The sequence below is a fragment of the Dyadobacter sp. UC 10 genome, assembly GCF_008369915.1.
In the GTDB taxonomy this organism is placed as follows: domain Bacteria; phylum Bacteroidota; class Bacteroidia; order Cytophagales; family Spirosomataceae; genus Dyadobacter.
The window spans coordinates 5645529-5664782 of the sequence record NZ_VSRN01000001.1; the positions used below are offsets into that span (position 1 = coordinate 5645529).

18 protein-coding genes are annotated in these 19254 nt (G+C 46.5%); 8 read left to right on the forward strand and 10 right to left on the reverse strand.

Annotation, left to right across the window (positions count from 1 at the left end; translation table 11 throughout):
* Positions 1-27: 27 nt before the first annotated feature.
* The 4 genes from FXO21_RS23380 to FXO21_RS23395 form a co-directional block, all read right to left on the reverse strand.
* Positions 28-543, reverse strand: a complete 516-nt coding sequence (locus FXO21_RS23380; protein WP_149642346.1) for a hypothetical protein — start codon at positions 541-543, stop codon at positions 28-30.
* A gap of 6 nt (positions 544-549) precedes the next feature.
* Positions 550-1893, reverse strand: coding sequence for a C10 family peptidase (locus FXO21_RS23385; RefSeq protein WP_149642347.1), 1344 nt, complete (start codon positions 1891-1893; stop codon positions 550-552).
* 274 nt (positions 1894-2167) lie between these two features.
* Complete coding sequence (locus FXO21_RS23390) at positions 2168-3520, reverse strand: sensor histidine kinase (protein ID WP_149642348.1); 1353 nt, start codon at positions 3518-3520, stop codon at positions 2168-2170.
* An 83-nt stretch (positions 3521-3603) separates the two neighbouring features.
* A complete protein-coding gene (locus tag FXO21_RS23395) occupies positions 3604-6024 on the reverse strand; it encodes a TonB-dependent receptor (RefSeq protein ID WP_149642349.1) in 2421 nt (806 codons plus the stop codon).
* A gap of 239 nt (positions 6025-6263) precedes the next feature.
* On the opposite strand from FXO21_RS23395, the gene FXO21_RS23400 reads away from it, so the two are divergent.
* A complete protein-coding gene (locus tag FXO21_RS23400) occupies positions 6264-7871 on the forward strand; it encodes an aminotransferase class V-fold PLP-dependent enzyme (RefSeq protein ID WP_149642350.1) in 1608 nt (535 codons plus the stop codon).
* Between the two features lie 159 nt (positions 7872-8030).
* On the opposite strand, the gene ytxJ is transcribed toward FXO21_RS23400, so the two are convergent.
* Positions 8031-8363, reverse strand: coding sequence for a bacillithiol system redox-active protein YtxJ (ytxJ, locus tag FXO21_RS23405; RefSeq protein ID WP_149642351.1), 333 nt, complete (start codon positions 8361-8363; stop codon positions 8031-8033).
* A 380-nt stretch (positions 8364-8743) separates the two neighbouring features.
* Between ytxJ and FXO21_RS23410 the strand changes: the two genes are divergently transcribed.
* Positions 8744-9067: a helix-turn-helix transcriptional regulator gene (locus FXO21_RS23410; protein ID WP_225865826.1), complete on the forward strand. Its 324-nt coding sequence runs from the start codon at positions 8744-8746 to the stop codon at positions 9065-9067.
* A gap of 67 nt (positions 9068-9134) precedes the next feature.
* Here the strand turns inward: FXO21_RS23410 and FXO21_RS23415 are convergent, their stop codons facing one another.
* Positions 9135-11120 (reverse strand): sialate O-acetylesterase, encoded by a 1986-nt coding sequence (locus FXO21_RS23415; protein WP_149642352.1) that lies wholly within the window; start codon positions 11118-11120, stop codon positions 9135-9137.
* A 373-nt stretch (positions 11121-11493) separates the two neighbouring features.
* Here FXO21_RS23415 and FXO21_RS23420 point away from each other — a divergent pair, with 373 nt between their 5' ends.
* The 4 genes from FXO21_RS23420 (at position 11494) to FXO21_RS23435 (ending at position 14322) form a co-directional block, all read left to right on the forward strand.
* A complete protein-coding gene (locus FXO21_RS23420) occupies positions 11494-12432 on the forward strand; it encodes a ring-cleaving dioxygenase (protein WP_149642353.1) in 939 nt (312 codons plus the stop codon).
* Entirely contained in the window at positions 12432-13058 is a 627-nt protein-coding gene (locus tag FXO21_RS23425; RefSeq protein WP_225865827.1) for an alpha/beta hydrolase, read from the forward strand. Before FXO21_RS23420 ends, FXO21_RS23425 begins: the two co-directional genes overlap by 1 nt.
* A gap of 61 nt (positions 13059-13119) precedes the next feature.
* Complete coding sequence (locus FXO21_RS23430; protein WP_225865828.1) at positions 13120-13716, forward strand: Crp/Fnr family transcriptional regulator; 597 nt, start codon at positions 13120-13122, stop codon at positions 13714-13716.
* Positions 13717-13860: 144 nt separating this feature from the next.
* Positions 13861-14322 carry a ferritin-like domain-containing protein gene (locus FXO21_RS23435; RefSeq protein ID WP_149642354.1) on the forward strand — a complete coding sequence of 154 codons (462 nt, stop codon included), beginning with the start codon at positions 13861-13863 and terminating at the stop codon, positions 14320-14322.
* A gap of 100 nt (positions 14323-14422) precedes the next feature.
* On the opposite strand, the gene FXO21_RS23440 is transcribed toward FXO21_RS23435, so the two are convergent.
* The 3 genes from FXO21_RS23440 to FXO21_RS23450 are packed head-to-tail and all read right to left on the reverse strand — an operon-like array spanning position 14423 to position 16930.
* Positions 14423-14707 (reverse strand): hypothetical protein, encoded by a 285-nt coding sequence (locus FXO21_RS23440; protein ID WP_149642355.1) that lies wholly within the window; start codon positions 14705-14707, stop codon positions 14423-14425.
* Between the two features lie 52 nt (positions 14708-14759).
* Positions 14760-15272, reverse strand: a complete 513-nt coding sequence (locus tag FXO21_RS23445) for a CinA family protein (protein WP_149642356.1) — start codon at positions 15270-15272, stop codon at positions 14760-14762.
* A 23-nt stretch (positions 15273-15295) separates the two neighbouring features.
* A complete protein-coding gene (locus FXO21_RS23450; RefSeq protein WP_225865829.1) occupies positions 15296-16930 on the reverse strand; it encodes an alpha-amylase family glycosyl hydrolase in 1635 nt (544 codons plus the stop codon).
* A 200-nt stretch (positions 16931-17130) separates the two neighbouring features.
* Between FXO21_RS23450 and FXO21_RS23455 the strand changes: the two genes are divergently transcribed.
* Positions 17131-18096 carry an MBL fold metallo-hydrolase gene (locus tag FXO21_RS23455; RefSeq protein ID WP_149642357.1) on the forward strand — a complete coding sequence of 322 codons (966 nt, stop codon included), beginning with the start codon at positions 17131-17133 and terminating at the stop codon, positions 18094-18096.
* Positions 18097-18157: 61 nt separating this feature from the next.
* Here the strand turns inward: FXO21_RS23455 and FXO21_RS23460 are convergent, their stop codons facing one another.
* Positions 18158-18550, reverse strand: a complete 393-nt coding sequence (locus tag FXO21_RS23460) for a cupin domain-containing protein (RefSeq protein WP_149642358.1) — start codon at positions 18548-18550, stop codon at positions 18158-18160.
* A gap of 158 nt (positions 18551-18708) precedes the next feature.
* On the opposite strand from FXO21_RS23460, the gene FXO21_RS23465 reads away from it, so the two are divergent.
* Positions 18709-19176, forward strand: a complete 468-nt coding sequence (locus tag FXO21_RS23465; protein WP_149642359.1) for a response regulator — start codon at positions 18709-18711, stop codon at positions 19174-19176.
* The last annotated feature ends 78 nt before the right edge of the window (positions 19177-19254 follow it).

Consider the following 19254-nt stretch of genomic DNA (forward strand, 5'->3'; position numbering starts at 1 on the left):
TAGTTTAACGCAGGTACAGGTCAGTCCTTAATTAAATTTAGGGATATAAATGTATCTCAGCGTATCTAGGTCAGGATTGTATTTTTCTCCTTTCATAATATTACTGACCTCTATCCGTGTGGTTACCCCTCTCGGTGCATCATACTCGACGGCCACCAAAAAACCTGTATCCTCGTTTATGCGGAACCACTGGTTATCTTGTTTTTTCTTGCGGTTGTAGTCGGTGCCGTACATGATAGAGAAGGATGATGACTTTTTATTCCCATCTAAATCAAGGAAGGAAAAAGTGTAATAGGTATGACCTGTTTCAAAAATACTGCTTCCGTAATTGCTGTCCGCCTGTACAAGAGCTCTCTCAATGTTTAGCCTGCGCTTTTCTGGTACCTGATCAGCAGAAACTCCCTTACCTCTTACTTTATAGGCTTTTAAAATCCATTGCCCATTGGCATTATTCATAAAAACATCTCCATAAGGGCCAGGCGGGTATTTATCACATCCGATTACTGAAATCAGAGCTAGAAAAGCAAATAGAATCACCTTCATGTTAGTTTAGTTTGGTGTAATGATATACGCCTTCATATTCGAACTGTTGTATAGTGTGCCACTTCCTACGATACCTGTATAGCTGAACCAACCGTTGTTTTGAGGATCATCTGCCCAGCCCCAGTTCATTTGATATAAAACTGAAGAATGCTCGTAGCAATACCCCTGCTGGTTCGTATATATGGCATGAAGGTCCTGAACGCCGTCAATAACCCAAATATGCATGTTTGGCAAACAGGTGCTGCAATTAGACCCATATACGATCACTGGTCTACGTGCCAGCAGTGAGTTTTTTATTGTCGTTTGGTTAGATGCATTGAAAAAGTCGAGGTCAAATGCTGTGAATCCACGGGTGGCAAAAAAGTCATCGGTCTTTCCGGGCTGGCTCCAGGTTTGGCATCCGGAACCAGACATAGGTATCCCTAAAAACGGTACAAGCGTATTATATGTTGCGTCAACAGACTTCCCTATATCCCGTAATAAATGTGAGAGGTTTCCCTCAGGAGTACCGTCGGCAGGAGCACATGTACCCGAATGCAGCCTGGGCATTGCATTGAACATTTGAGTAGTGTAAGATGTTCCTCCGATATTTACCGTTCTCGCGTAATACCTTAAGACCTGACCAATAGCGACTGGGCCACACCCCACCGGTGCGTTGCTGCAATCAAACGATCCGTTGCAATTAGGAGTGTTGATCCCATCGGGGCAATGTGCATTATAACCTGATCCCTGGCCCCAAAATGCTACATCGTGTGTCAAATGCTGAACAGTAACATTTGCAGGAATCGGGTGGTTAACGAAATAATCGCAGCTTGCTTCCGGAGTCCAGACGGGTTGTTCCGCCGTTCTTAAATTGGCTCCTTCCCCTCGCTCGAACAACCTCCATTCGTTGACAACGTTGATGTGGGCCGTATCCAGGTTTGCCGCCACTTTTGCATTTTCAACGATAAAGTCCTTCCAAAGCTGTATTCCAGGGTTATCAGTGTTAAGATCAAACGCTCCTTGATCTGAGTATGCAAGCAAGGGTTTCATTCGCCGATCCGCAGACATTAATAAAAAACCTTCATTGTTTTCATAGGTTATGGAGTAGAAGATTGTCTTTCCCTGTGGACCGACAAAATCTTCTATTTTTTTAACCCTTTTGTTCTTTTTCTTATCATCTAATGTCCGGGCGTTTCTGTGCGCGTACTCGACCATGGAAAGAGCCTCGTCCCGGCTAACTATAAATTTATCGTTCGCAAATTTTTCAAGCCCGCCGCGATCTGCCTTCGGGTTTTCGTCCCTGGAACATGCTAAAACAGAGAAGACGATTCCAAGTAATAATCGTAGTGGTTTACAAGTGTGCATCATAAAATAGTTAGGTTTAAAAGATTGTGTTTTTGAATTTACTTCTTGATTTTTTGTAGACAAAACTTCCACCGAGACAATTATTTGTCGGTTACTTACAGCGGATGATTGGGTATAAATATGAAAATTTTGTGAATTTTCATATTTATACCGTGATAGGAGAGCATCCTATGAACTGGTGCAAAAAATCAAGAATGAGGTTTTAAGATAGGAGATGCCAGACTTAATCCGAATGCATCTTACCGAACTTTCGGCCTGGCCGATCGTTCATGCAGTATTACGCAGGAGTACTGCTGGTAGCTGTTGTGGGTATACTGATGTAGAAACAGGTGCCCTCGCCAAGCTGGCTTTCAAACCATAGCCGTCCATTCTGGGCTTTTATAAATTCAATGCAAAGCAGTAATCCAAGACCGACCCCTTTTTCGTTTTTGGTACCGTAAGTTGATTCCACATGCAATGAGAAGATGCTTTGGCTTTTCTCCGGTGAGATCCCGATACCGTCGTCCTGAACACTGATCACGCAATTATCTCCCACTATTTTGGCACGAACGAGAATCAGTCCACCACTCTTGGTAAACTTAATCGCATTCCCGATAATGTTGCGAAGGACGATCTGCATCATGTCGCCGTCAGCGAGAATGGTGAGGGCGGGGTTCAGGTTATAATCCAGCACGATACCTTTGCCGAGCGCAATATCTTTTTCCAGTTCGAGGGTCGACTTGAGTAATTTATCCAGATTTAATGCTTCGAGTCTGGCTGAAACGCCGTAGAGTTGAGATTTGGACCAGTCGAGCAATTTGCTGAGCATGGCCAGTGTGTTCTTGGTAGCGTTCAAAAGGTCGTTCTCAATATCCCGTTTTTGCTGTTCTTCCAGATCGTGCTGGGTAAGGAGTTCCAGGAAGTTCTGAATACTCCCCAACGGAGAACGAAGGTCATGGGCGACGATCGACATCAGCTTGTTTTTCTCTGCATTGATCCTTTCCAGCTCATTGTTCTTTTCTATGATCTGCTCGTTTTGTCTCTCAATAGCTTCCGTTTTTTCTACCGTGATCAGCTTTTCGTTCTCGTAGCTGCGCCGGATATAATCCGTGCAGAAGTAAGTAATCATCGCTACGACGACATAGGACGACATGTGGTCAATGAATTTACTAAACCGGTCATCATAGGTATCCGGGAAATTCGCGGGTGAAATAAATTCGGACACGCCAAGGATCAGGAAAATGCCAATGTTAACGGGGATCCAGAATTTATATTCATTTGCCGGGCTGATTACAATACTGAGCAGGAGGAAGAGCAGAAAATACAGATCTGTCGGCCCGCTGATGCCGGAATTCAGGAAGTAATTGAATGTGAACAGAAGTAGTCCCGACATGTTCACAGCCAGGATACTTATTCCCGGCCGGTTCTTGAACCGGGATACATAAAAAACCCCGCAGGCGATGAGCAAGCCCAGAAAGCTTGCCACCGCGACATTTGGAAGCCCTATGAAATAATTGAACGGAACACTATATCCAAGTGCAAATATCGAAATCAGGCATACGGAGTGAAATATGCGGGCATTGAGAGGAAACTGGTTAGGATCTCCGGAAAGCTTGGCCCAAATTTGATAGAAATACGGCTTAGAAGGCAAAACGTGAGTCTTTTCGTTCTCACAAATATAAGCGGGGGCACCGTCAAATTAAAGTAGAATTAATATTAATGGATTGCCGACGTTTAGCCACCCTTGATACGGTTCAACTCATCTTCTGATCCAGATCTTCTGCTGCGGGCAGCTTTGATCTCCTTGCTGCCAAATCGGTAGTTGAGGTTCAGCTTCAACATCCTGCCTTCGAAACGAAAGCGGAGGTGGGTGTCAATCCCTGCATAATTGGAAGTGTAGCCGCCTCGCGCAGTACCAAATACGTCGCTGAATGAAAGTTTGGCCGTCGCATTGTCTTTCCAGAATTTTTTCTGGACACCCACGTCCATCATGCCCATCGCCCAGTTGTAATCGATCCTCCGGTAGGGTGAGTTGTACCAGCCGCTCATCTCGATCGTCCAGTTGTTTTTTAGTTTGAATGTATTTTGTCCATTGAAATTAACGGCAGTTGTCCGGTTATTGATGATCAGGCCGTTGTCGAGCGCTGCTTTCCAGATATTGTGGTAACCGCTCACATTGAAATAAATCTCCCACCATTTTGTAATTGGGGTAGTGATGCTGACATCCAGACTGAACCCTTGCGAATAGTCCAGATTTTGAGTGATAAAATAAGTGCGGCTGCTGTCATAGGGTATTCTGAGCCCGACTACGGGAAACCGCGTACGCCGGTAACCAAACGCAGTAGTCAGTTTGGCTTTGTAAACGTGTGTCAGCTTAAAACTGTTAGCATATTCGGGTTTCAGGAAAGGATTACCTTTTGAATAAACCAGCTCATCAACGCGGTATTCAAAAGGATTAAGATTCTGGTAGCTGGGGCGGTTGATCCTTCTGCTGTAATTGATATTCCAATTGTGGTCCTTGGATGCCTTGAACGAAATGGCGCCGCTCGGGAAGAAGTTCAGGTAGGTGGTATCTACACGGTCGAGGTCGTTGTGTTTGAAGCTCGTCAGGTCGCCGAGCGATTTGGTATGCTCGGCACGTACGCCAAGCTGCAAATCCCACTTTTTGCCCAAAGGAACGTTGTAGTTGGCATATGCAGCATACACGCGCTCGGTATATTTGAACCGGTTACTGCGGTTGGTATCAATCACTTCGGTATTACCCAGTACATTGAAAAAATCAAAAGTATTGTCCGATTTTACGTCCGAAAATTTAACACCATAACCCAGTTTTCCTTTTTTTACATTCTGCTCGTAATCAGCTTTCAGGGATCTGATAGTTATATCTACCGGCGTTTTAGTCACATAATTTCTTTCGAGCGGGACTTCGTCCGACATTTTGAAAAAATACTTATTGGGCTGATAACTGATCCCGCGTGAAGAAAAGCGTCCGTAATCAGCATCTATGTTCAGCTCATGGCCGGTCGTGTCTTCATAATGATAGTTGAAATTGAGGTTAAGATTTTTATTTTTTTCGGGATTGGAAGTCCGGGAGGAGAGCAGGAGCGAATCTGCGGAAGTCGCTCCCCTGCGGCTGATGAACGTTTCGCTGGAGCCGCCGCCATTGTGGTTGCTGAGTCGCCCATTTGCGCTGAACCCTATGGTATTTTTCGAATTGATAAAGTAATCGGCCCCGATTTTACCACTGTGCGTGGTATCGCGCCAGATACCCTGCCAGACTTTGTTATACGCTACCTGATTTAAAATCTGGTTGTCATAAGTGGTATTATGCCAGGCTCCCTGGTTAAATCCGTAGGTGCCGAAAATGTTGATCTTTTTGTCTCTGTGATTGAGGTTAAGGTTAGCGTTGTATTTAGGTGTAATGCCAAACATCGCACCCAGGCTCGCATTTCCATTAGTCCCCAGCTTCACATTTTTTTTGAGGCGGATATTGATAATGCCTAAATCGCCTGCCGCGTCATATTTAGCGGAAGGGTTGGTGATAATTTCAATGGCCTCTATATCAGCCGAATTCATGCTCTTTAATGTAGATGCCAAATCTTTCCCGCTCATCGGTGACGGGCGTCCGTCGATGTAAATCCGCACACCGGTTTTTCCTTTTACCAGGATATTTTCGTCTCTATCTACCTGAACACCAGGTGATTTTTGGAGAAGTTCCAATGCATTGGAGCCCGTGGAGTTGATGCTGGATTCGACATTAAAAATAAGTCTGTCGCTTTTTACTTCGATCAGTGGCTTTGCAGCCGTGACTTTCACTTCATTTAGCTGTTTTGTGTCAGATAACAGCCGGAAGGGGGATAGTGTAACGTCAGAATCGACTACTCCGAATTCGGGTGATTGAAATGTTTTTATACCAACAGCTGAGATTTTCAGAAAGTATGTTCCCTGTGCGATACCGGCGATTTTGAATGCGCCGTTTTCGTCGGCAATATCGGCCTTGATGAGGGTTGAATCTTTGGATTGGTTAACGGAAACTGCGGCAAAGGAAAGCGGCTGGTCTTGCTGGTTTCTCACAGTACCGCCTACGCTGAAAGTTTGAGAGAAGGCGCAGGCTGCATTTAAAAGAAGTAATGTGGCTAATAAAATTTTTTTCATGGCTGTTATTTATTGTAAACTGGCATAAGGGGGGAGAAAATAGCTTTACGTTGCATCTGCTGCGAAATATTCTCGCTTTAACGAGATTTAGTGAAGGGTTTTGATAAATTCGTTATCGTACACGCAAAGGATTATTATATTTGGATATTGTTAAAATAAATGGCTCAATCCCATTGTATTTTTGGCTTTCTGCAAAATTTAGTCACTAGCTTATATCCTACCTTTTACCTGAAAAATTAATGAAACGTAGAGATGCATTAAAGGATCTGTCTATGCTGCCACTGGCAGGCGGGATTGCTCTTCCCTCCAAATCCGCACAAAAGTTTTCCACCGAAACAGATGCCGCTGCCGGCAAGCAGATTTACCAGGCCATTGGCGTCGAGCCGATTATCAATTGCCGCGGTACGTTTACCATCATCGGCGGGTCGATTGAGCGGCCGGAAGTACGTGCTGCTATGGATGCGGCTGCGCAGGTTTTTGTCCAGTATGATGAGCTGGCATTCGGTGCAGGAAAGCGCCTCGCGGAACTTACCGGTGCCGAATGGGGCCTGGTATCGGCCGGTTGCGCAGCCGGGATGAAGCATGTGACCGTCGCCTGTGTGACTGGTGGAAATCCGGAAAAGCTGATCCGGATCCCTGATCTTTCCGGATTCGAAAAAACCGAAGTGATTATTCCCCGGTATTCAAGAAATGTATACGATCACGCCCTGCGCAATGTGGGCGTGAGGCTGATCACAGTTGATTCAATAGAAGAACTATCGGATGCCATGAGCTCCCGTACTGCGATGATTTACCTGATGGCAGGCAGGGAATCAATGAGCGGGCCGATGTCGCTTGAAGCCATTTCCAAAATAGCCAAACCGAAAAATATCCCGGTGATGATCGATGCCGCTGCCGAGGACCTGACGATCCCGAACGTACACCTCAAAATGGGCGCGGACGTGGTAGTGTACAGCGGTGGCAAAGCACTATGCGGTCCGCAATGTGCCGGATTGGTATTGGGAAGGAAAGATTTGCTGATGTCTGCCTGGCAGGCGAGCGCCCCTCACCATGGTCCTGGCCGCGATAATAAGGTAGGCAGGGAAGAAACAATGGGGATGGTTGCGGCGGTGGAAGCCTGGGTAAAAAGAGACCATGCGGCGGAATGGAAGCGGTGGCTTTCCTGGCTGGACAGTATTTCAAAAAGGGTTTCAAGTGTCGAGTCTGTAAAAACGACGGTTATCGAGCCGAAAGACCTGTCCAACCGGACGCCGGTACTGCGGGTGACCTGGGATGCCTCGAAATTGCACATTACCGGTGAGGAAGTTGCAGAGCTTTTCGGTCGTACCAAGCCTCGCATTGCATTGGGAGGAGGTAGCAGGGATGGTGAAACCTTTGTTACGATTACCACCGGACAAATGCAGCCGGGAGATGAAAAAGTTGTATCCGACCGCCTTGTTGAGGTTTTATCTCAAAAACGTTCGGCGCCAAAACTGGAAATGGCGGCCGCAACCATATCATTGAAAGGGCATTGGGAAGCTGACATTGAATTTTTTTCAAGTACGAGCAAGCATACCCTGATCATCGAGCAGGATGGTAACTGGCTGAACGGTTCACATAAGGGGGAATTCAGCGTACGGGAATTGCAGGGGACTGTGGAAGGGAATGAATTCAAGATCCGGAGCACCGACCGGCAGCCGGCCGACGCGATCACTTTCCTTTTTTCGGGAACCGTAAAGGACGATGTGATGACCGGGTCAATCTATATGGGCGAATATATGACTGCGAAGTTTACTGCTAAGAAATACAAGTTTAAATACAAGAGGGAGAAGGTATTCATTCCCTCTGGCCCGCCACTGGCAACCTGATAAATGCAAAAAGAGCAGCCCTGCGCTGCTCTTTTGCGTTGAAGATGAAGTGTTCGATAATAACATTACAAATATATGGACTTATTCCATTTTATTGGACATAATCCATGTAATTTTTGCAGTTTATTTTTTCAGATAAACTAGATCAGAATCAGTAATTCAATTGAGGTGTTTCATTGTATCATGAAGGGAAACATCTTCGTGGGAAGCATCGTACAGGCACTTCCCATCTTTGACCACCAGGATTTGGGGCGACTGGTGCTGAACCCGAAAAGCATCTGCAATCGCCAGAGATTCTCTGCGGTTACTAATGACGTCGACGATATATATAGGCGTTTCTACGTTTGAAGCGGCATTAACGTCCATTTTGAGCTGGCGATAAGCCATCAGGCTTGTCATGCATCGCGGACTGTGCTTATAAATAATGGCATACTCTGCCGACTGAGATATTTTCGCCACTTCCTCTTCACTATTAATCGCAATCCAATTCATAGGTTTTCGAAACGTTGTAATTTTCTGTTGTCAGATCAACAACGAATCTGACCTTTTTCATTCCCTTTGCCCGTAAAAAAATGTAAAGACGCCTGTCTCGCCAGCAAGTTTTTTTCTTGGAAAAGACCAGGAAGTAGCTGCTAATCCAGGCTAATTAATTTTATAGGTGCATGATCCAGCCGTCTTTTTCTTGCTAGTCCTGTTACTTATTCTAGAAGCCGACGTCTAATTGAACACATGCAATCAAGCTCACACGGACAATGAACGAGCGTGCACATTTACTGAGGGAGCTGCGGAAGATAGAGATGGTTTACGATTATATGAGGACAGATGAAGAAGACGAGTTTGGTGTATTTGAGTTATTTTAACCAAAAACGAATATGAGTATTCAAAAAATGAAGGAGAAGATTATCGGGGAGGCTGTCGCTGATAATGAGTGGCAAAAGGCAGCTGAGTTTCGTGAGGCGAATGCTGCATGGCTCGATATATCGTTCCGTATCGGTCTGGCAATTCTGCGGATACTTCGGGAACGTAAGATGAGCCAGAAGGACCTTGCGAAGGCAATGAGCTGCTCACCTCAATACATAAATAAAATTGTGAAGGGGTCGGAAAATCTGACGCTGGAAACAATTTGTAAGCTCGAAAAGATTATGGATAGTAAACTGATCGAGGTGTCTGCAAGGAATACAAATTATACTACCTAGCAGCCTTTTCATTTTGTGCCGATCTGGCGTATTGCGCTGTACAACACGCCAGAAAGGACCACGTAGTTTATTTTACTATTTTAATGCTTTTGCCATTCACTAGTATCGTGTAAAGACCACTCGGATATTTTTCGAGCCCGATCCTGGTGCTGGTTGCGGTCGTATTGCCATTGTAAATCCGTATCCCGGCAGCGTTGAATATTTCGACCGTGCCGAGCGGCAGCGCAGATTGAACAGTGACTTTGTCTGCCACAGGATTCGGATATGCTCTGATTGTTTCGGTGCCCGAAATTTTGACCGGTACAATACGGGTAAAATCAAAACTGCCGTCTGCATCGACCTGCCTCAATCTGTAATAATAGTTTCCCGGCATTAAAAATTCATCCTCATAACGATAATTGATTTCGCTTTCCGAATTTCCTGCTGCATCGATGGATTTAATTTTTGTGAATACCATTGCATCCGCACTTCTTTCCACTTCAAAATGAGAAGCATTCATCTCGCTTGTCGTAGCCCATTCCACAAGAACGCGGCCGGTTTCAGTCGTTTTCGCTGTAAATGATTTCCATGTTACAGGAAGCGCTGACCCGGACACATAAAGCTGGGGAGAAAACACCGTATTACGATTTGCGTCAACTACTTTCAGCTTATATGTACCCGGTCCAACCGACCATTGCTGGGAAGTATTCTGTACCTGGTTGCAATCAATTCCCAGCCAGTTATACTGTCCACCCGGATTGATAGACGGCCCGGTAAACGTGATCTGTGATCCCCCTGATGAGTAAACGGCAGAAACCGCCGGAGGTGCTGTTGCGGCGTAAGGTTCCGACTGGTTTATAAAGTCGGCCGTCACTTTGTCTGCCCAGAATCCGGCCAGGTAGATCAACCCTGAATAGACGTTTCCGTCCGGCGACTGCGTTACGCCGTCTCCCCTGAAATGGATTTCATCACCGCGGTAATTGATGTCGTAATATGGATCTGTTTCTGGCCCCTGGTACACGTGCGGATAAGAGCCGTCGTTGTTAATCAGCTCATTTTGAGCATTTACGACATTGGCAGAAACGCGCGTTGCACCGGACACTGTAAAGCGCGATGCCCGCGCAACCATCCACGCCAGATCATTTTTTCCGGTAAGCGACCGGGTTGCATTCACCACATCCCACAAATTGGAAAGATAACGGCTGTAAGTATTATCACCTGGCTGCTCGATGTAATTGTCTGTTTCACCCTGGTGCCACAAAACTGCACGCACGCCGAGCTGGGCAATATAATAGTTGAGGGCGATCCGGAGGTGACCGAATGGGAGGCCGGCTGGGAATACATAGCCGAAAGCACTCGTCGGTGTTGCGTTCGGGTCGATCGACTGCTTCCAGTTCTCCACGCCCGTACTCGACCATCCGCCATTAAAGATCATGACAGGCACCCGGAATTTCTCATAAATCTTGTCACCAAATGATCCCCAGCACCAGGCATAATTTCCAAAAGGAGCCGTTTTGACATTGGCATCCAGATGTACATATTCAGGGCAAGGCAATTCGAGGGAAGGGTAGGGAGAGATTGTTCCGGAATTGAGATTCTGAAAGTTGACACTATTCACCTGATCATGCTGGGCGGCCGGACCGTTTGGATTGGAATCGCCGCCGGTTGCATTGGATTGGCCCGCCACGACAAATACTTCTCCTACTCCGACACGCTGAACAGTGACCATTACCGGGTCGCTGCCGGTCCGGACAGCCCGGACTTCCAGGCGGTACCACCCGCCTTTGACGGACATCGAACCGTAAAACTGCGCCGCTTCGATCGAATTATCAATCGTAGCCCACGCATCGCCGCCGGGAGCAGCTTCACCTTCGCCGGCAACCCAGGGTGTGAAGCGTGCTTCAATCCGTTCAAACCCCTGCGTGACATAACCTCCTATATATACATTGGCAGTATTAGCCTTATTACGTTGAAAGACAGCTCTTTCGCTTGGAAACGTTACCACGATCTGGGCGAATGCCGAGCTTGAAAGGTGTAGCAGGAAAATGGTAATAAAGAGTAAATTTTTCTTCATTTAGAAAATGTTTAGTTAGTTAATGGATTGATTTTGAGACTCGTTCGCTCTAATACAATGCGAAAAGCACACTGATTTCGACTGCAAAAAAATGCCACCTGGCTTGAAGTAAGTTGGATGGAGATCAGAAGAGAACTTGCGCGAAGATATTAAAGAAGCAAGCAATATCAGGGCTACGTAAATCAAATTTTATTATGCGGATCCGGACGTATATGAGCAACATAAACAAATTGCAACTGCTTGTAGTAGACATTATGAGAACCGATAAAAAAGTTATGTCGCAGGCTTTTCTTGTCCTAGTTCAATGCTTTGCCCTGGCCTGAGGTGGTAGCTTTGTATCATTAAAACGAAGCAGATCTAAACAAATAAGAAAATGGAAAATACGATCAACGGCATTCATCACATTACTGCAATTGCAGGAGACGCCAAAAAAAACTACGATTTTTATACCCGCATTCTGGGATTGAGAATGGTCAAAAAAACCGTGAATTTTGATGATCCTAATACGTATCATTTTTATTACGGTGACGAAAACGGTACACCGGGCACAATCCTGACATTCTTCCCCTGGGGCAGTCAAATGCCGGCGGGCAGGAGAGGGACCCGCCAGGTCACAGAGATTGGTTATGCCGTACCGGAAGGCAGTCTGGATTTTTGGGTTAAAAGATTTGAGGCCAATGGGGTGACCTATAACAAGGCAGCTGAAAAGTTTGGTGAGCAATATCTGACCTTCCTTGATCCCGACGGTTTGAAATTTGAGTTGACTGTTCCAAAAACACCGGATAGCAGGACTCCCTGGGAAACTGACGAGGTTAAGGCCGAGCATGCAACCCGCGGCTTTCATCATGTCACGATCACCAGCAATAAAATCGAGGAAACTGCGAAAATTCTGACTAATATATTTGGGTACCGTTTGCTTGAACAGCACGTCAACAGATATCGTTTTGTCACCGACGCAGTTGAAAATGCGGCGATTGTTGATCTGGTCGAGGCACCTGGCGAGAGGGCCGGGCATGTGGCAGCGGGCTCAGTTCATCATGTGGCTTTCAGGGTAGCTAACGATGATATTTTAATGGAATTCAGGAAAAAAGTGCTGGAAGCCGGTCATCAGATCACTGATAAGATTGACAGAAATTACTTCTATTCGCTTTATTTCCGTGAACCGGGTGGTGTACTTTTTGAAATAGCAAGCGATAATCCAGGCTTTGCAACAGACGAAACCGTGGAAGAGCTTGGTTCAGGGTTGATGCTTCCGCCGCAATACGAATCAAGAAGAGCAAAAATCGAAGCTGTACTCCCAAAACTGATTTAATGATGTACACGCATAATCTGAATATCCTTGAAGCAGGAGTTCCACTGGCAGAGGCCAAAAAAGCGATCATATTGCTTCACGGACGGGGCGGCTCGGCGCAGGATATTATTTCCCTGCGCCGGAACCTGAATCTGGACGAAATGGCAATCCTGGCGCCTCAGGCAACTAATAACAGTTGGTATCCATACAGTTTCATGGTTCCTGCAATTCAAAATCAGCCTGCGCTGGACTCGGCGCTGGAAGTGGTGGGCAAGGCAGTGGCGGCGGCCGAGGCGAGCGGAATACCGGCAGAAAGTATTTACCTGGCCGGGTTTTCTCAGGGGGCCTGCCTGAGTCTGGAATACGTGGCACGCAACGCCAAACGGTATGGAGGCGTGATTGCCTTTACGGGCGGGCTGATCGGCGAAATACTGGATGAAAGCAATTACACCGGTGATTTTGCCAATACGCCGGTGTTCGTCTCTACGGGCGATCCCGATCCGCACGTTCCGGTTTCGCGGGTGAAAGAAAGCATTGCGGTTTTAGAGCGACTGAATGCATTTGTAACCTATAACATTTATCCAGGCAGGGCGCACACCATCCTGCCCGGCGAAATCAAGCTTGCTAACCAGCATATACTTGCCTGATATATGTTTCCTGAATTACCCGGCCTTTTGATTAAAGGCCGGGTTTTTTACTTTTGGGGCAATGGAACAGAAAAACGGCATGTTTGAAAAAATCAATGATTATGCATTGCGCTGCATGCATTTTTCGGCTCAGGACCTGGAATTTTTTGATTCCTTACTTCAATACAAAACATTTCCAAAGAAGACATTCCTGTTGCTGGAAGGCGAGGTTTGTCAATTTGAAGCATACATTCTCAAAGGTTGCATACGTACCTATTACATCGATGGGACGGGTGCGGAGGTGACACTTCAGTTTGCGATTGAAGACTGGTGGGTAAGTGACATCACAAGTTTCCAGAACCAGACGCCAAGCCATGTGTACATTGAAACACTGGAAGATTGCCAGGTGCTCCTGCTTACGCCGGAAAGTAAGGAGACGCTGCTGACAGAAGTTTCCGGTTTTGAACGGATGTTCCGGCTAATGGTGCAACGGAACCTGGCGCAGACGCAGGAGAGGCTGTTTCGGACGATCTCAACAAGTGCAGTTGAAAAATATCTTGATTTTCTTAACCGTTACCCCACCATTCCCCAACGTGTAGCCCAGCATTATATCGCTTCATATCTTGGATTTTCGCCTGAATTCCTGAGTAAGGTAAGAAGAAAACTCAGCGCCAGGTAAGGCCCTTTTCGGTAGAACGGACCGATTTTGAATATACGGCGCAAAAAGCTCCACAAATCCTGACCTGCTGCCTTGGGTGTCGAAGTATCAGGCATTGGAATGATTGTTTTTGGACAGGAGGCATAACCAATCATGAAGATAGTCATGGCACAAAATTCAGAAATTGTAGAAGTACTGAATGATCTTATATTAATCAATAACGATCGTATAGAAGGGTATAAAAAGGCATCTGATGAAACAGATGCTTCCGATACAGACCTTAAATCGCTTTTCAGCAACCTTGCTGATCATAGCAGGCAAAACGTATCCGAGCTGACCACCGAGGTCAATGCCCTGGGTGGCGAGCCGGCAACCGGAACAATGGTATCAGGTAAAATATATCGGGCCTGGATGGATATCAAGTCCGCATTCACCAGTGAAAACAGGCAGACTGCGCTCGAAAATTCTGAATTTGGAGAAGATGCGGCGCAGAAAGCTTACGAATCCGCGCTGAAATCAGACGCACTTACGCCAGACCTGCGTTCGCTTATCACCAAACAAAAAGCCACTTTGAGATCCGGCCACGACACAGTAAAGAGGTTGCGTGACGCTGAGAAGGTGCATTAATATTAAACTTCATCATCAACAGACACAAAAAAGCCGGTTTTTCAAGCCGGCTTTTTTGTGTCTGGTTTAGTTTAGAATCCGCAACGAATGCGGAAAGTGATCATTTTTTTGGTTCCGCGGGAAGATGGTCATCGTGTTTTACTTTCGTCGAATCGGCGTTGAGGTTGGATTGATTCGATGGATACCCAAGCGAATCGTCCTGATTATCCTCGCCGACTCCCAATGCTTTCCGGCTTTCAGCGCCGCTGCTATCATTTGGCGTGGTTTCCGTAGCACTCCCTGACCCTGCGCTGCCTTCGCGGTCATCATTTTTCTTTCCGCAGGATGCGAAGAAAAGGCAAAAAGCCAACCCGAGTAATGCACCTTTAGTTCTTATCTTTTTCATGATTTCAGTTTTTGTTGATGTAAGACTTGATTTAATAGTTTGCTTTTTGTTGCTAAATAAGTAATTGATCATCAGTGTGTTGAAAATGTTTGGGTAGCTCGGCAAGAATCGCCTCCGCAGCCCTGTCGACGGCCTTCAGAACAATCTCTTCCGGATTTCCTTTAAAAACTTCCCGGATACCGATTGACTTTCCTTTTATATAGACATGCAAAAAGACAGTCCCGACAGGCTTCTCGGCTGTTTCGCTTCCTCCGGGGCAAGTGAGACCAGTCACAGCCATGTGAATATCCGCGGGTATGAAGGTCTGAAGGCGATGGGCCAGTTCCTGCGTTACCTCAGCGCTTTCCGGTGTGAACGTCCGGATCATATCAGCTGGCACGTGGAGAATAGTTTGCTTCAAAAAGGCATCATAGCAAACCAGCCCGCCTTTCAATACAGTACCCGATTCGGAGCAAAGCGAAAATTCTGCGGAAAGGCGTCCTGCTGTTGCGCTTTCAGCAAATGCAATGCATAGTCCTCTTTCTGCCAATGCTTTACTGCATTCTTTTACAATTTCTGACGGCATATCTGATCATTGAAAAGTGTATACTACGATAGTTTAATAAGCAGCCCTTCGTCACCACTCAGGGTAATCACGTCCGATACGCTCATTCCGATCCGTTCCATTTCAGTGCCTAGAATGACAGTCCCCGAATGGTTTCCTGTGCGTGGTTTGAAATAACCCGGACGGTGGCTGAGGTTGAGAATGATCAGAAATTTTTCATCCCCAAATTCCCTGATATAAGATATGAGCTGCTGGTCAGAATAGCAGGGGCTATAAGCTCCCACATTCAGGGCTGCGTATTCTTTTCTCGCTGCAATCAGTTTATGATAAAATGAAAGCATCGAATGAGGGTCATTTCGCTGGTTATCAACATTTTCTCGCCCGGAATTGTAAGGAAGCCGGAGCCACGGCTTATGTTTCGAAAACCCGCTGTGGATTTCATTGCTCCATTGCATTGGTGTACGGGCCGGGTCGCGGCTCACATTCAGGTCCGGCATATTCAGCCCCTGTGGATCCACGATTTCATCCATCGGAATGGGTACATCCCGCATACAAATTTCATCACCGTAATAAATTGTCGGTGTGCCGCGCAGCGTCAACAGCATCATAGCGGCCACTTTTGCCTGAGCCCGGCCTACACGGCTTGCAATGCGGGGCTTATCATGATTGCCGAGGACCCAGTTGGGCCAGCCCCCCGTAGGCAGTGCTCCTTCGTATTCATCGATGGCCATCGCAATTTGCGGGGCATCCCAGGGAAGGGTGAGCAGTTGAAAATTAAATGGCAAATGTGCCCCCCGGTTATTTTGACCGTAATATGTTACAAGCTTATGAATGGGCAGGTAGATCTCGCCTATCAGGACACGCTCATCGTACTCATCCACAAGCTCCCGCATCATGCGGACGATCGCGTGAACTTCCGGCTGATCGGTAGAATAAACCGGGTTATAATGGTCGTAAATGAGATCTTTCGCGTCATAGGGAGAATTTGGCGCAGGAGGATTATCGCGCAGTTGACTGTCTTTGATCATGTGCCACATCACATCCACGCGGAAGCCGTCAATCCCCTTATCAAGCCAGAAACGCATTACATCCAGCATGACCTGCTGAACTTCCGGGTTTCGCCAGTTCAGATCGGGCTGTTCTTTCAAAAACGCGTGGTAATAGTATTGGCTTGTTTTCTCGTCCCATTCCCAGGCGTGGCCCCCAAAAACGCTGAGCCAATTATTGGGCAGTTCTCCATTTTCGCCTCCGTCGTGCCAGATGTACCAGTCGCGTTTTGGGTTATCGCGGGATGAGCGGCTTTCCAGGAACCACGGATGCTGGTCGGAAGAATGATTCGGGACCAGGTCGAGGAGCAGCTTCATTCCCCGGCTATGTACCTCTTTCAGTAACCCGTCAAAATCTTCCATTGTACCGAAAAGCGGGTGAATGCCGCGGTAGTCGGAAATATCATATCCAAAATCCGCCATCGGGGAAGGATATACCGGTGAAAGCCAGATGCAATCTATTCCCAACCATTGCAGGTAGTCGAGCCTGCTGATAATACCTTTCAGGTCGCCGATACCGTCACCATCCGAATCCTGGAAAGAGCGCGGATATATCTGATATATTACCCCGTGCTGCCACCACAGGTATCTGGTTTCTTCGGGTGTCTCATTCATGGTTTGTTCCACAATCATGTCTTTGCTGTTTGGTCAATGATTTGATTTCGGCACTCAAAAATCGCGCCTAACCGGTTTTGAAACGTTTTCGATTGACAACAACATGAGACAGGGATTTTGGGTGCTAGGAGAATGCAGAAAATCTTCCCGGCTCGAAGCCGCTTTATGGCATGGTTTTTAAACCGGCCTAAACATTCTTGATACGAAACTTTTTTAAAATGGAACAAAAAGCGATTCAGCGGGATAAGTCCTATTTTGAGGTGGCGGAAGGGGTCTGGGGTTTGACGGATATGTTCACAAACGTATATATTGTCAAAAACGAATCGGATGGTTCGTGGGTCCTTATCGATGCCGGCTTAAAGACAGCGTATCCCAAGATCAAAAAAATGGCCGCGAGCCTCTTCGGGGAAAATGCGAAACCGGCCGCCATACTGCTCACCCATGGTCACTTTGATCATACCGGATCCTTAAAGCGGCTGGCAGAAGAATGGAATGTACCAGTATATGCACACTATCTGGAGTTGCCTTATTTAACCGGCAAATCAGCGTATCCACCGCCAGATCCATCTGTGGGAGGTGGCTTGATGACCTATCTTTCGGAATTCTATCCAAAGCATCCGATTGATTTGACCGGACTTGTTGAGGCGTTTCCGGGTATTGATGCCAGTGTTCCGTTTTTGCCCGACTGGACCTATATCCCAACGCCGGGACACGCTCCGGGGCACGTGAGTTTTTGGCGGGAAGGAGATAAAGTTCTGATTGCCGGCGATGCATTTGTCACGACGACGCAAGAGTCCGTATTTTCAGTGCTCACCCAGAGCAAGATCATTTCAGGGCCGCCCAAATACTTCACCTGCGACTGGTTAAAGGCTGAAAGCTCTGTGGAAACACTGGCATCATTGCTGCCGAATGTAGTTGCTACCGGGCACGGCAAGCCCCTTTCGGGAAAAGATATGCAGCAGGAATTGTTGGAGCTGGCTTATTATTTTCAACAACTCGCCGTACCCAAAAGAGGAAGATATATAATGTCGCCTGCGGTTACCGACAGCTCCGGAGTGGTTTCACTTCCGAAAGAAAGTTCGAATCCGGTAGAAATGTTGCTGACTGTGAGTGCAGTTGCGGCGGTCACAGCCTTAGGCTGGGCGCTGTTTTCCCGGTATAAAATGCAAAAAAGTTATGTTTAAAGTGAACTGGTGGATGCGGCTGACTTGTAGCCGTATCCAACCGACACTTTTCCCCAGTAACCTATCCCTTGAATGTGGTAATCAGGATCTCGGAATTCTCCAGAGCCTGTATAGAATGGGCGAGGTGCGCGTGAAAAGTCATCATCTGCCCGGCACTGATGTAAAATATTCTTCCCTCCGTTTCTGCTTTTAGCTCTCCAGACAATACCTGGCAAGTCAGGCATTCATCGATTGCGTGATCATTCACAACAGCCCCGGCTCTCAGCGCAGCAACAACCATCGTGATCTTATCCGATTTAAATACTGTGATCGCATTGCGGTCATTCTTTTCCCAGGATTTCTCTGATTTAAGCTGTTGCAGATACATGGGTATATCTGTGAAAACATAAGGAGCATTTAAGATCCTGTCTCCGTCGGGCCTGTTGGTAGTTGATTGGTTTGATTTGATTTCCATTGAATTAGCTATTTAGAAAGTTCAGGTACCTGATTCGCTCAAAGTCTGTGCCAGTTAAGGGAAGGTAAAGTCGATCATTAATCTTGCGGGATAAAATTCTGCGTATATGGTATGGTTTTTGCTGTTTTTTGAATATAGCAATATAACTTTAAGTATTCATGGACAAACGTGAAGTGTACCTGGTCGACGATTCAGCGGATCAACGACTTTTAATCCGCACTATTTTCAAAGAATTTTTACCTAATTACCATGTCCGTTTTTTTCAGGGAGCCGCTGAACTTTACCAGTTCATGGTTCTGCAATCATCTCCCGAATATTCTGGCAGGCATCCAGGTTTGATTATTCTGGATTTACATATGCCTAACATTAACGGCTATGATCTATTACGCCTTGTTCGAAAAACCCCGGATAACCAGTATACAATGTGGTCAACCCTGCCGATCATTATCCTCACAAACAGTTCCTCGGACCAGGATATTCAGAAATGCTATTCAGCCGGAGCCAACTCGTTTATAGTTAAACCGGTAGAATTTGAAGAGCTTCGGTTCCTGATCGAGACGGTCTGTCACTACTGGATAGATTACAATTCCCAGCCCATGCCGGCGAGAAAAGAGAACATCATTTAATTGTACGAAGGGTTTAGCGGGATTTACATGGTCCGACAGGTGCTTTTACGCGCCAATTGTACCAAAAAATAAGAACGG

What these genes read in the sequence shown, in the direction of transcription:
- FXO21_RS23395 (WP_149642349.1), bottom strand. Translation starts at nt 6,024, where the DNA reads ATGAAAAAAATTTTATTAGCCACATTACTTCTTTTAAATGCAGCCTGC.
- FXO21_RS23400 (WP_149642350.1), top strand. Translation starts at nt 6,264, where the DNA reads ATGAAACGTAGAGATGCATTAAAGGATCTGTCTATGCTGCCACTGGCA.
- FXO21_RS23450 (WP_225865829.1), bottom strand. Translation starts at nt 16,930, where the DNA reads ATGATTGTGGAACAAACCATGAATGAGACACCCGAAGAAACCAGATAC.
- FXO21_RS23435 (WP_149642354.1), top strand. Translation starts at nt 13,861, where the DNA reads ATGGCACAAAATTCAGAAATTGTAGAAGTACTGAATGATCTTATATTA.
- FXO21_RS23445 (WP_149642356.1), bottom strand. Translation starts at nt 15,272, where the DNA reads ATGCCGTCAGAAATTGTAAAAGAATGCAGTAAAGCATTGGCAGAAAGA.
- FXO21_RS23425 (WP_225865827.1), top strand. Translation starts at nt 12,432, where the DNA reads ATGATGTACACGCATAATCTGAATATCCTTGAAGCAGGAGTTCCACTG.
- FXO21_RS23455 (WP_149642357.1), top strand. Translation starts at nt 17,131, where the DNA reads ATGGAACAAAAAGCGATTCAGCGGGATAAGTCCTATTTTGAGGTGGCG.
- FXO21_RS23460 (WP_149642358.1), bottom strand. Translation starts at nt 18,550, where the DNA reads ATGGAAATCAAATCAAACCAATCAACTACCAACAGGCCCGACGGAGAC.
- FXO21_RS23380 (WP_149642346.1), bottom strand. Translation starts at nt 543, where the DNA reads ATGAAGGTGATTCTATTTGCTTTTCTAGCTCTGATTTCAGTAATCGGA.
- FXO21_RS23415 (WP_149642352.1), bottom strand. Translation starts at nt 11,120, where the DNA reads ATGAAGAAAAATTTACTCTTTATTACCATTTTCCTGCTACACCTTTCA.
- FXO21_RS23420 (WP_149642353.1), top strand. Translation starts at nt 11,494, where the DNA reads ATGGAAAATACGATCAACGGCATTCATCACATTACTGCAATTGCAGGA.
- FXO21_RS23385 (WP_149642347.1), bottom strand. Translation starts at nt 1,893, where the DNA reads ATGATGCACACTTGTAAACCACTACGATTATTACTTGGAATCGTCTTC.
- FXO21_RS23430 (WP_225865828.1), top strand. Translation starts at nt 13,120, where the DNA reads ATGGAACAGAAAAACGGCATGTTTGAAAAAATCAATGATTATGCATTG.
- FXO21_RS23410 (WP_225865826.1), top strand. Translation starts at nt 8,744, where the DNA reads ATGAGTATTCAAAAAATGAAGGAGAAGATTATCGGGGAGGCTGTCGCT.
- FXO21_RS23440 (WP_149642355.1), bottom strand. Translation starts at nt 14,707, where the DNA reads ATGAAAAAGATAAGAACTAAAGGTGCATTACTCGGGTTGGCTTTTTGC.
- ytxJ (WP_149642351.1), bottom strand. Translation starts at nt 8,363, where the DNA reads ATGAATTGGATTGCGATTAATAGTGAAGAGGAAGTGGCGAAAATATCT.
- FXO21_RS23465 (WP_149642359.1), top strand. Translation starts at nt 18,709, where the DNA reads ATGGACAAACGTGAAGTGTACCTGGTCGACGATTCAGCGGATCAACGA.